Origin of the sequence: Pseudomonas sp. TH21 (assembly GCF_016651025.1) — a bacterium.
Lineage (GTDB): Bacteria > Pseudomonadota > Gammaproteobacteria > Pseudomonadales > Pseudomonadaceae > Aquipseudomonas > Aquipseudomonas aylmerensis.
In genome coordinates, this window is the sequence record NZ_JAEKEQ010000001.1 from 1,907,592 (window position 1) to 1,919,879 (window position 12,288).

General features: G+C 61.9%; 9 protein-coding genes. 3 read left to right on the forward strand and 6 right to left on the reverse strand.

Annotation, left to right across the window (positions count from 1 at the left end):
• Positions 1-24: 24 nt before the first annotated feature.
• On the forward strand, positions 25-1,686 hold the full coding sequence (locus JFU04_RS08615; protein ID WP_201143851.1) for a M24 family metallopeptidase: 1,662 nt from the start codon (positions 25-27) through the stop codon (positions 1,684-1,686).
• Between the two features lie 31 nt (positions 1,687-1,717).
• Here JFU04_RS08615 and JFU04_RS08620 read toward each other — a convergent pair whose 3' ends face one another.
• From JFU04_RS08620 to JFU04_RS08645, 6 genes are all read right to left on the reverse strand, one after another.
• Entirely contained in the window at positions 1,718-3,457 is a 1,740-nt protein-coding gene (locus JFU04_RS08620; RefSeq protein ID WP_201143852.1) for a dipeptidase, read from the reverse strand.
• Between the two features lie 214 nt (positions 3,458-3,671).
• Positions 3,672-4,889, reverse strand: coding sequence for a phospholipase D-like domain-containing protein (locus tag JFU04_RS08625; protein ID WP_201143853.1), 1,218 nt, complete (start codon positions 4,887-4,889; stop codon positions 3,672-3,674).
• Positions 4,890-4,941: 52 nt separating this feature from the next.
• The gene (locus JFU04_RS08630) at positions 4,942-5,589 is read right to left on the reverse strand and encodes a MotA/TolQ/ExbB proton channel family protein (protein ID WP_065901446.1); all 648 of its coding nucleotides are present in this window, start codon (positions 5,587-5,589) and stop codon (positions 4,942-4,944) included.
• Between the two features lie 17 nt (positions 5,590-5,606).
• Complete coding sequence (locus JFU04_RS08635) at positions 5,607-7,889, reverse strand: TonB-dependent receptor (RefSeq protein WP_201143854.1); 2,283 nt, start codon at positions 7,887-7,889, stop codon at positions 5,607-5,609.
• Between the two features lie 24 nt (positions 7,890-7,913).
• On the reverse strand, positions 7,914-8,642 hold the full coding sequence (locus tag JFU04_RS08640; RefSeq protein WP_065901440.1) for an energy transducer TonB family protein: 729 nt from the start codon (positions 8,640-8,642) through the stop codon (positions 7,914-7,916).
• Positions 8,643-8,644: 2 nt separating this feature from the next.
• Entirely contained in the window at positions 8,645-9,052 is a 408-nt protein-coding gene (locus JFU04_RS08645; RefSeq protein WP_005786670.1) for an ExbD/TolR family protein, read from the reverse strand.
• A 190-nt stretch (positions 9,053-9,242) separates the two neighbouring features.
• On the opposite strand from JFU04_RS08645, the gene JFU04_RS08650 reads away from it, so the two are divergent.
• On the forward strand, positions 9,243-9,797 hold the full coding sequence (locus JFU04_RS08650) for a GNAT family N-acetyltransferase (protein ID WP_201143855.1): 555 nt from the start codon (positions 9,243-9,245) through the stop codon (positions 9,795-9,797).
• The gene (locus JFU04_RS08655) at positions 9,794-11,368 is read left to right on the forward strand and encodes an alkaline phosphatase D family protein (protein WP_201143856.1); all 1,575 of its coding nucleotides are present in this window, start codon (positions 9,794-9,796) and stop codon (positions 11,366-11,368) included. Before JFU04_RS08650 ends, JFU04_RS08655 begins: the two co-directional genes overlap by 4 nt.
• Positions 11,369-12,288: the final 920 nt, after the last annotated feature.

The window sequence follows — 12,288 nt, forward strand, 5'->3', positions numbered from 1 at the left end:
AGCCTCACTTACCCCGAGGTTGTTATGAATACACGTCATGTCATCGAACTGTCCCCCTCGGGGAAAACCTTTGAGGCCGGTGATGAGCTGTTGCTGGATGCGATGCTCGCCCACGGCCTGTCCGTGCCATTTTCCTGCCGCCGCGGTGCTTGTGGGTCGTGCAAGGTGGTGGTCGCAGAAGGTCAGTACCGGGCCAAACAGCTCGCGCCGGATGCGCCGGCGCCCTGCTATCCGCTGGCAGCCAATGAGATGTTGTTGTGCCAGAGCCACGCCTGCGGCGACATGCGCCTGGAAATTCCCGGCTGGTCGCTGGACTCGCCCGCGTTGGTCGTCGAGGCAACCGTGCTGAGCAAACGCGCACTCAGCCCCGACATCATCGAGTTGGTGGTGATGCCGGATACGCCCTTGGCGGTGCGGGCGGGCCAGTACCTCAAGATCCAACTGGTCGACGGCGACTCGCGTTGTTTTTCGATCGCCAACCTGCCGGCCGAAGACGAGGGGCGGCTGGTCTTCCAGATTCGCCAGGTCAGCGGCGGGCTGTTTTCCGAAACCCTGCTGGGGTGCCTGGAAGCCGGCGATCTGTTGCAACTGGAAGGGCCGTTTGGTGCCTGTACCTGGCAGGACCATGACGATGCGCCCGTAGTCTTGTTCGCCACGGGCACCGGCTACGCTGGCATCAAGCCGATCCTGCTGAGCGCCTTGAAACGCGATGTCGAGGTGACGCTGTACTGGGGCGGTGCACAGCCGGCCGATTTTTATGACCGCGTGTTCCTGGACACAGCCGTCATCGAACACCCGCGTTTTCACTGGCACCCGGTGCTGGCCTCGCAGGGCCGGGTGCAGGAAGTGGCGCTCAGCCATGGGCATCCCTGGGAAGTGGCCCACGTGTACGCGTGCGGTAGCGGCGCAATGATCACCCAGGTGCGTACCGAATGCCTGGAAGCGGGCCTGCCGGGCCATCGGTTTGTCGCGGAAGCCTTTGTGCCCAGCGGCCGGTCGAGTGCGGGCACGGCATCGAAGCCGCTGCATCCTGTGTGGGAAAAAGTTGGTCCGCGCTACTCCCTGGACGGCATGCTGGCGGCGCGCGACCAGTCCATACGCGCCCTGGCGGCAATTGCCAGCCGCCTGCAGGTGGGCATGACCACCGGCGAAGCCCTTGATATGGCCGCCGAACAACTGCAGGCCATGGGCGCGTCCCACACCTGGCATCCGACTTATATTCGTTTTGGTGACGATACCGTTCGCCCACCCCGCGAAGGTATCGATCGTCAACGCAGGCTACGCGCCACCGATATTGTCGTGGTCGACCTGGGCCCGGTGTGGGACGGCTACGAGGGCGACTATGGCGATACCTTTGTATTCGGTGACTCGCCGTTGCACCTGGCATGCAGGACGGCCCTGCACGAAGTGTTCGATGCGACCCGCGACGCCTGGTTACGTGGCCTCACCGGTCGCGAACTGTATGACTTTGCCGAGCAGAGTGCGGTGTCAAAAGGCTGGAGGCTGGCGCGCAATCTCGCGGGGCATCGCCTCGCGGATTTCCCCCACGCGTTGTTCGAGTGCAAGGACCTGGCGGACCTGGAAATCCCGCCGAGTGAAATGGCCTGGGTGCTGGAGATCCAGCTGTGCCATCCCACGGAGCCGGTCGGTGGTTTTTTCGAGGATATGTTGATGCTGCAAGCCTGAAGAGCCCGCCATTGCGGCGGGCTCCTTTGGATCAGAGCTTCGGCAGCTGGCCGATACGGCTCATCATTTCGGTGACGATCTGCAGGTCCAGCAGGAACTGGTCGACGGTCTTGAACTCGTTGTCGGTGTGCCCGGTGTACTTCACTTCCGGGCGCGCCAGGCCGAATTGCACGCCATTGGGCAGTTCGTGCACCGATGTCGCGCCGGCCGAGGTGCCGAACTTGTGCTCCATGCCCAGGTTTTCGCTGGCGACGGCCAACAAAGCCTTGACCCATTCACCTTCCGGGTTGCGGTACATCGGTTCGGCCACCGAGTAGGTGAAGTCCACCTTGACCTTGGATTGCTTGTCCCAGGCATTCAGCTTGTCGGCAATCTCGGCCTTGAGTTTCTCCGGCGACTTGCCCTTCGGCACGCGCAGGTTCACCGCCAGCTTGAAGGCTTTGTCATCCAGGCCGACAAAGGTCAGCGAGGTGGTCAACGGGCCCATGAAATCATCCGAGAAGCCCACGCCCAATTTGCCGCCGAGGTAATCCAGGCCCCAGTTGTCGGACGCATAACGCGCCGCGTCGGTGATGTGGTTGTGCTTGAGGGCAATCTTGCCGTCGACGCTGTGGATCAGCTCCAGCATACGCGCGACCGGGTTGACCCCGGACTCGGGTTCGGAGGAGTGAGCGGACACGCCGGTGACGGTCAGCTTGACGTTTTTGCCGTCGACCTTGGCGGCCACTGCAAAATCACCGCCGTTGAGCTTGGCGTATTCAGTCCCGGCCTTTTGCAGGCTGGCGGCCAGCTCGGCCGGTTTGTCGCTGACGAAGGTCGCGACCGAGGCCGAAGGGATCTGGTTGGTCGCCATGCCGCCGGTCATCGAGATGATTTCCGCGCCTTTGCCTTCACCCTTGCGACGCGGGAAGGTTGCCATGACCGTGCCGTAGCCTTTCTCGGCAATCACCACCGGGTAGCCGCCGTCCAGCGCCAGGTTGTACTGCGGCGTCGGGTTGTGCTCGAAGTAATAGGGGATCGCGTCGCCGGAGGTTTCTTCGGTGGTGTCCACCAGCAGCTTGAAATTGCGCGCCAGCGGCAGCTTTTCTTCCTTGATGACCTTCATGGCGTACAGGGCCACCACGATGCCGTTCTTGTCATCCTCGGTGCCACGGCCGTACATGCGATCGCCGATCAGCGTGACCTTGAACGGATCTAGCTTGGTGCCATCCTTTAGCACCCAGTTCTCTGGCGTCACCGGCACCACATCGGCGTGGGCGTGGATACCGACCACTTCATCACCGCTGCCTTCGAGGGAGATCTCGTAGACGCGATTGTCGATGTTGCGAAAGTTCAGGTTGAAGTCTTTCGCCAGGGCCTGGATCTTGCCGGCGATCTTGATGAATTCCGGGTTCTTGTACTGCGGCACACCGTCGACGTTGAAGGTCGGGATTTCCACCAGCTCACGCAGGGTTTCGGTGGCGGCCTTGCCGTACTTCACGCGTGTGTAGATACCGAGCAGACGATTGATTTCGTTCTGCTGGTCGGCGCTCAGGGTTTTGTTATCCAGGAAGGTACTGATTGCCGGGCCGACGTCGCTGGTTTTACCCCGCTCGCCCTTGGCCAGTGCGCCGAGGAAACCACGGAAATCGGTGACGGACGTTTCGTTGAGACTCTTGAGAATCGCCGTGCTTTGGTCGGGTGTGATGTTGGCGAAGGCCGGTGTGGCGATGGCCGAAAGGCTGGCCGCGAACACGGTGGCAGCCGCTAGTTGCTTGAGTGGAAAGTGCATTGAGAGACGCATTCCTTTGCAGGTAGTGAGTAGGAAGTTTCTGATCGATATGTCAGAAACATTTCCACACACTACCACCTCTTTTTTCCACGGGCGAGGGTCTACGCAAAGGGTCCCGCAGGAGCCGGCTTGCCGACGATGAAGCGCATTGCCAGGCGGATCACAGTGCCGGGACTATTATCGTCGGCAAGCCAGCGCCTGCAGGAGACCCGAGTCACGGCTGGCCAGGGTGGGGCTCGGGGTACGCCTCGGTTACGTTCAACGCCTTGGCGTAGGGCCCATCCCACAATTGCTCATGGAGTTGCCCGACACGCTTGGCCATCGCTTCGCTGCGCATCACTACTTCCAGGTTGCGCGAATTATCCAGATACCCACCCAGCCAGTTGCTGGTGCCGATCCAGGCGACCTCGCCGTCGATCTCCATGGTCTTGCTGTGGATCACCCGCGCATAAGGGATAAACCCTTGCCTGGCTTGCGGCAGGGTGACGATCTTGACCTGGACGTTGGGCAGGACCGCCAGGCTTTTCAGGTAGGGCAGTTCCAGTTTGTCGGTGTTCCAGTTGGACACCATCAGCTTGACTGACACCCCACGCGCCGCCGCTGCGCGCACGGCATTGTCGATCACCGCGTAGTAAGGGCGGGTTTTATCCGGCCCGTAGGACAGCGGCGCATAGTCGAGCAGTTGCACGCGCACCTCTTTTTTGGCTTCACCGAGCAGGCGCGGCAACTCCAGTTGTGAATCGCCTACACCCGGCGGGTTGTAGCGCTGCGGGCTGGCGACCAGATAGTTGCCAGTGCGCGCAGGGGGTTCGCTGGCTACGGGCAAGGGCACCGGGGTGTGCTCGGTCAGCGCTGCCTGGGCGCGCCAATCCTGTTCGAAGATCGCCTGGACCTGGCTCACCACGGTGGCGTCGCTGATGCGCAGGCCGGTTTCGTGGATATGTTCCAGGGAGCGCCAGTCGAAATTCTGGCTGCCGACAAATGCCTGCTTGCCATCCACCACCATGTATTTGGCGTGGATGATCCCACCGCTCAGTTGCCCATAGGGCAGCACACGGAAGGTCAGGTTGGGGATCGCACGCAAGCGCTCCAGCGTGGAAGCTTCTGACAACTTGATGCCTTTTTCTTCCAGCAAGAAGCGAATCTTCACACCGCGTTTGCCGGCGGCCTCAAGGTGTTCGATCACCGTGTCCATCACCGAGCCAGGATGGTCGGCGGCATAGAACTGGCCGATATCGATGCGGCTTTTGGCGCCATCGAACAACGCGATCCACACCGGCCCCGGCTGGCGCAAATCGTCGGTGTCCAGCGTGGTATCCACCGGCACGGTGTGCACCAGTTCAAACCCCGGAATCGAAAAGTCCGCCTGAACCAGCGGACTCATGAGCAAGCCGGCCAGGCCTGCGATACGCAATTTCAAGGAGGCAGACATAGGGACCTCTATCAACGAAGAAAGCGGGCGCATTGCGCGCCCGCTGTAACCATCACGCCGTGCGGCTGTGCAACGGTGTCGGCACCAGGTGCGGCACTTCACTCTGTACCCGGGCGCCGGTGGCGGCGCGGATCAGCAGGATTTTCAACTGGTCGTTGATGCGCTCCAGGCTGTCCTGGAAGAAGTTGTGGAACACCACGCAGAACAGCGCGATGGCGATCCCCAGGCCAGTGGCGAACAGCGCCGTGCCGATGCCACCGGAAATCTGCCCTGGGTCGGACACCCCGGCACTCGCCAGCGCCTTGAAGGTGTCGATGATGCCGAGGATGGTACCCAGCAAGCCCAACAGCGGCGCGGCCGTGGTGATGGTCTCGATGATCCACAGGCTGCGGGCCAGTGGCGCGCGAGTGGTCAGATACTGGGTTTCGATCACGTCATCCAGGTCCTTGCGTGAACCGTGCGAGGCTTTCTGTGCCAGCACCGGCAACACCATGCTCAAGGGCAGGCTGTCACGTTGGGTCAAGCCCTGCGGCAAGTCGCGTTCGCTGTGTACGTTGGCGTCCAGCACCGCCGTGAGCGCGCGAGCCTGGCGACGCACGTAGGCGAAGTAGATACCGCGCTCGATGGTGATGAAGATAGCGATGGCCATCGCGGCATACATCACATAGAAGGTGATGTCGTGGAGCAGGTTCATGTCCATGTTCGCTTACCTCGCAATTAGAAATTGGCTTCCAGGGAAACCGTCACAGTGCGTTCCAGGCCGACGATGTACGCCGGGTCGCCGTCGCGGAAACCGCCGTAGGTCGCGGCGTTGGTCTTGGTGGTGTACACGCCGTCCAGGTATTTCTTGTCGAACAGGTTGTCGACGTTCAGGCGCAGGGTGGCGTCCTTGACCACTTTCTTGTCCACCGGCAGGTAGATACCCGCGCCGGCGTTGAACACGGTGCGCCCGGAAATGGCTTCATCGTTGGTCAGGTCGCCGTAGAGCTTGCTCGTGTACTTGCCGCCGAAGGTGCCGTAGAAGCGACCGTCGTCATAACCGATGTTGGCCGCCAGCATGTTCTTCGGCACGTTGGCAAATTGCTTGCCGCTGGTGGGCAGCACGATGGCTTTGCCGGCGTTGTACACGGTCAGGTCGTCTTGCTGCTCGGCCTTGGTGTAGGTGTAGGAGGTGTAGTAGTTGAAGTGGTTGGGCAGCAGGCCGCTCCACTCCAGCTCCAGGCCGCTGTTGTTGACCGCGCCCGCGTTGATGTCGGCGAAGTCGCCGTTGATGTCTTTGGACGAGACCTGGCGATCCTTGAACTGCATGTAGAACAAGGTCGCCGCCACGGTCATGTCGTCACCGGTGAAGCGCCAGCCCAACTCGTGGTTCCAGCTGGTTTCCGGCTTGGAGTTGATCGAGTCCAGGCCCTTGTCGTACAGCACATAGTTCTGCGGGATCCGCATGTTGCGCGACAGGCTGTAGAACAACTGGTCGCGCTCATCCAGCTGGTACTTGAGGCCGACGTTGGGCAGCAGTTTGTTGTAGGTCTGGTTACGTTTTTCCGCCTGTTCGGTGAGGCTGCCGTGGTTGGTGCCGTCACGCTTGACGTTCATGTAGGCGAGGCCTGCCACCAGCGTCCAGTCCGGGTCGATGTACCAGGTGTCCTGGGCCCAGACCTTCTGGGCGGGGGTGATGGTGAAGCGATCGCGACCCTGGATGGTGTTGCCATTGGCATCGACCACGGCGTCGTTGGAGTCTGGCCAGGTGTCGACCGGTTTGCCGCTGGACTTGAGCGGAATGAACGGTTGGGTCTGGCTCTGGCGCGCGCGTTCGTACCAGTAGCCAAATTGCACGCTGTGATCACCCAGGTCCCAGTTCAGTTTGGTGGTGATCCCCGGACGCCAGGTTTGCGTGCGTGAAGGGCGGTAGTACACGCCGCTGTTCGGCGTGCCATCGGCGTTGTACTGCGCGCCGGTAGGCAGGTTGCCCAGGTTGAACACGCCGCCCTGGTTCGAGCCGCTGTTCAGCGCATAGCTGGACGAGCCGACGCCACTGCCGTTGCCCCAGTAGTAGTACGGAATCACCGACAGCGCGAGGTTGTCAGCCAGTTTGAGCTGGGTGTTGAGCACGGCGGTGAAGGTCTGGAACGGGTTCTGCGCCAGCGCGTAATAGCTGTTGTACTTGCCATTGGCACCCACGGTCGGCGTTGCCGGGTAGGGGTCGTACTTGCGGCCGTTCTGTTGAAACTGCGCCTTGGTCAGCTGGCTGTAACTGTTGTTGTCCTGCTCGTGGTACTTGAGGATCAGGTTGGCAGTGTTGCCGTCGCCCGCATCGAAGAAGCTGTTCCACTCGACCTTGTCCGCCCGCACTGCACCCGAGCCGCGCCACATCTGGCCTTCGGTGTGGGACGCCGACAGCCAGTTGCTGAGGCCGTTGACTTCACCGGTGTTCAGCCGCGCGAAGGTCTTGCGGGTGGCGTTGCTGCCCATCACCTGTTTGACGAAGGCGCCGGTTTCCTTGGTCGGGCGAATCGTCACGATGCCGATGTTGCCGCCGCTGGAGCCGATGTGCGGGCCGTCGGCTTCCGAGGAGCCCTGGGTGACGAAGATCTGGTCGATGTTTTCCGGGTCGCCCAGCAGGTTGGAATACAGCGCGTAGTTGCCCGAGTCGTTGATCGGCATGCCGTCCACCGACATCCCCACCTGGTCGGAGTTGAGCCCGCGCATGGTGAAGCGAAAGCCCGACAGGCCGGTGTTGTCTTCGCTGGAAATGTTCAGGCCCGGGGTGTACTTGAGCTTGTCGATGGCGTTGCCGGTGGCGGTCTGTTTATCCAGCGCCTCCTTGGTCACCGTGGAGCGGCCCTTGATGCTTTCTTCCTGCACCATGTAGCCGCCACCCGCAGTGGCCTTGCCCTGGACGCCGATGGTGCCGACGTCGCTGTTGCCGGTGTCGGCCATGGCCATGCCCTGGCCCATGCTTGCGGCAACAAGTGCCAGATGAATACGTGTGAACCTCATCACTGTCGTCCTGGTGTCGGGTGCTTATTGCACGCTGTAGTTGAAGGTGGCGGTGAAGCGCTGCTCATTGCGGCCCCCGAAGGCTTGCTCGGGGAACGGCTTGACTTGCTTGATACGGCGCAAGCTGTTGGTGGCGGCCCGGTTGAGCAACATGCTCGAGGCCTGGGTTTGCAGGCCGGAGTCCAGAACGCGACCCTGGCGGTCTACCAGCAGCCAGACCACGACTTCGCCGGTCGGGCGTTCGAGGGAAGCCTGGCGTCCGGTGGGGTACTGTTTGTAGGTGTCCAACTCGTTGCGCAAACCCTTGAGATAGCCGCCTTCGAGTGCCTGGCCGTCGACTTTCGGCGGGGCCGGTGGTGCCGGCGTTGGCGCGGCCTGGGCCGCCACGGCGGGGGCCGGTTTGGCGGCCACCGGCGGCGGTGTCGGCACGGGCGATGGCTTGGCCACCACGGGCTTTGGCTGAGGTTTCGGCTTGGGCTTGGGCTCAGGTTTTGGCAACGGCTTGGGCGGCGGTGGCGGCGGGGCCGGCTCGGCCTCTTCATCCTCGATCACCGGCGGCGGTGGCTCTTGTTCCACCACCGGCTCCGGGGTCACTGGCGGCTCGGGCTCGACCAACGCCAGCTCGACCGCCGACTCGTCGTACACCGGTTCAACCTTCAACGTCTGGGACTGGATTCCCAGTGCAATCAGCACCAGGGCGATCAGGGCCGGGACACTGCCCAGCAGCTGTCGCGCACGAAACAGGACGTACATGATCACGACTTGCGCGTGGCGATGGACACGGAGGTAAAGCCACCCAGACGCAGGGTGTCCATCACCTCCACCAGGCGCGAAACTTCCACGCCCTTGTCGCTGTTGACGATGATCGTCGACTTGGTGTCAGGCTTTTCGGCCGCCTTCAAGGCCGGCACCAGCGCATCGACGGTGAGGTCCTTGCCATCCAGTTGCAGCTGGCCTTCCAGGCCCAGGGTCAGGATGAATTTGTTCTGCGGCTTGAGCTGCTGCGAACTGCTGGCGCTGGGCAGTTGGGTCTTCATGCCGAGGGCCGGAATCACGTTCAGGCTCACGAGTACGAAAAACACCAACAGGAACATCATCACGTCGATCATCGGGATCAGCTCGATGTGCGCCTTGCGTTTTTTCGGTTCGTCCCAGGTTCTCATTCCGCTACCCCGTCATTGAATTAGGGGCGACACGCTAACAACCAAAAATGACCGAATGGTTAACTTTAATTGACGTTTTGAGGGCTCTAGGACGCGTCTTACAGGGCATTAACAAGTCATTTTTGTGACGTAACAGAATTGAAACGAAGCGCGGCCATTCTCAAAAACTTTACATCGAGGCCCCCCGGAAATGAGCAGCGACTTGCCCCATCTGTCCACCCCGCGACTGCTATTGCGCGCCCTGGAAAAACCCCAGGCCGAGACGTTGTGCGCCCTCGCCAACGGTCCGAAGATCGCCGATAACACCGCCAGTATTCCATCGCCCTACACCCTGGAAATCGCGCTGGATTTCATTGACGGCATGCAGGCGAAATATCGCTCGACGGGGTTGCTGAGCCTGGGGATGCACCGGCGTGACAATGGCGAGTTGATCGGTATCGTCAGCCTGCGCATCAATGCTGCTCATCGCTACGGGCACCTGGGCGGCTGGGTCGCGGCGGATGCGCGCAACCGGGGGTACGCGGCCGAGGCGGCGACAGCATTGATGGACTACGGCTTTGCCGAACTTGGCCTGCATCGCGTGGGCAGCCAGTGCTTCAGTCGCAACAAGGAATCGGCGCGGGTCATGGAGAAAATCGGCCTGCAATATGAAGGCTGCATGCGCGGCGCGTTCCTCAAGAACGGCGTGCATGAAGACCTGCTGGTGTTCGCCACGGTGCGTGAGGTGTGGGAGTACCGGGTGTGAGCGGCGGCGTCGACCACGGCCGGCGCCGGGTACTCGCCGGGCTGGCGGTGGCCACCACGTTTTCGATCCTCAGTCCGTTCGCGCGCAGTGCCGGGGTCGACTATCCGTTTACCCTGGGCGTGGCGTCGGGCGACCCGTTGCCGGATGGCTTTGTGATCTGGACGCGCCTGGCGCCGCTGTTCAATGCAGTGGATGGCCGGGGTGGGTTGAGCCGTTCGGTGGCGGTGCGTTGGCGGGTCGCCAGCGATGCGGCGATGACCCGCATCGTGCGACAGGGCGAGGTCATGGCCAGCGAGCGGTTTGCCCATTCGGTGCACGTGGAAGTCGCCGGGCTGGAGGCGGGCCGGCCGTATTGGTATCAGTTCGAAGGCCTCGGCGCGCAGAGCCCGGTGGGGCAGTCACGTACGGCGCCCGCCGTGCAGGCGCTGGCGTCGGCGCGGTTGGGATTTGTCTCGTGCTCGCACTGGGAGCGCGGCTATTTCAGCGCCTACCGTCACCTCGCGGCAGAGCAGCCTGACCTGGTGTTTTTTCTCGGTGACTATATCTACGACAGCTCCTACGCGGCAGACTCGGGCAAAATCATTCGCGCCCACGGCAGCGGCAATGCGGTGAGCCTGGGCGATTACCGCAACCGTTATGCCTTGTACAAAACCGATCCGGACCTGCAGGCCTTGCATGCCGCCGCACCCAGCGTGGCGACCTGGGACGACCACGAAGTGCAGAACGACTACGCCAATCGCTGGTCCCAGGATCCCAAGATCCCGGTGGCGCAATTTCTCCAGCAGCGCGCGGCGGCTTACCAGGCGTTCTATGAACATATGCCGCTGCGTGTGAGCAGCGTGCCCAAAGGCCCGGATATGCGCATCTATCGGCGCCTGGACTACGGCCGACTGGCGCGTTTCCACGTGCTCGACGGCCGTCAGTATCGCTCCGAACAACCGTGCATTCCGGCCAACGGCAGCCACCAGGGGCATATCGCCGCCAACACCTGCGCCGACCTGCGCGACCCCGCGCGGACTATGCTCGGCTGGCAGCAGGAGGCCTGGCTGGACCAGGGCTTTGCGCAGTCGCGGGCGCAGTGGAATGTGATCGCCCAGGACTTGCTGGTGGCGCCGCTGACCCAGCGCGACCCGACCAGCCAGGCACTTGGGCGCTGGACCGATGGCTGGGATGGCTACATGGCCAACCGTTCGCGGATGCTCGCATCGATCCAGCGCCATCGCGTCAACAACCCGGTGTTCTGGGGCGGTGATATCCATTCGTTCTGGGCCACGGACTTGCACGTCGATGGCAATGATCTGGATTCACCGATCGTGGCCACCGAATTCGTCGGCTCATCGGTGACGTCCGACGGCCCGCCCTATGATGCGTTTTCCCAGTTGTTGCCACTCAACCCGCACGTGAAGTTTTTCGACAGTCGCCAGCGCGGGTACGTGTCGGTGCAGTTGGAGGCGCGGCAGATGCTGACGGAGTTTCGCGCGATCAGCGACCCGCGCGATCCACAGGCTGGCGTGTCGACTCTCAAGTCGTTTGTGACGGAGCCGGGCAGGGCGGGTGTGATGACAGCTTGAGGCATCGCCTGGTGACGTGCGATAGGGTTTGTTGTGGCAAGCACGATGCTGTGGCAATCAGGTTTGTCATGTTGAGCAGGCTGTTGTGGTGAGCAGGCTTGTTGTGGTTGAGCAGGCTTATTGTGGTGTACAGGATTCTTGTGGTGAGCAGGCTTGTCCTGCGTTGGGCTGCGCAGCAGCCCCCAAACCTGACTGGAGTTTTTCCCAGACAAACTGTGGCGGTCTTATTGGGGCTGCTGCGCAGCCCAACGCAGGGCAAGCCTGCTCACCACAGGGGGAAACCTGCCTGAGTGGGTGCACCTGCCACTGCGGGTGAACCTGACACTGTGGGCTTGCCTATCACAGCGAGTGCACCTGACACAGTGGCTTATCTGTCGCAGCGGGTAGTTGGGGATGCTGTGGCAATCAGGTTTGTCATGTTGAGCAGGTTGTTGTGGTGTACAGGATTGTTGTGGTGAGCAGGCTTGCCCTGCGTTGGGCTGCGCAGCAGCCCCCAAACCTGACTGGAGTTTTTCCCAGACAAACTGTGGGGGCCTTATTAGGGCTGCTTCGCAGCCCAACGCAGGGCAAGCCTGCTCACCACAGGGGGAAACCTGCCAGAGTGGGTGCACCTGCCACTGCGGGTGAACCTGACACTGTGGGCTTGCCTATCACAGCGAGTGCACCTGACACAGCGACTTATCTGTCGCAGCGACCAGTTGGGGATGCTGTGGCAATCAGCTTTGTCATGTTGAGCAGGCTTGTTGTGGTGTACAGGATTGTTGTGGTGAGCAGGCTTGCCCTGCGTTGGGCTGCGCAGCAGCCCCCAAATTTGACTGGAATTTTTCCAGACAAACCGCAGCGGCCTTATTGGGGCTGCTTCGCAGCCCAACGCAGGGCAAGCCTGCTCACCACAGGGGGAAGGCTGCCAGGTGGAGTGC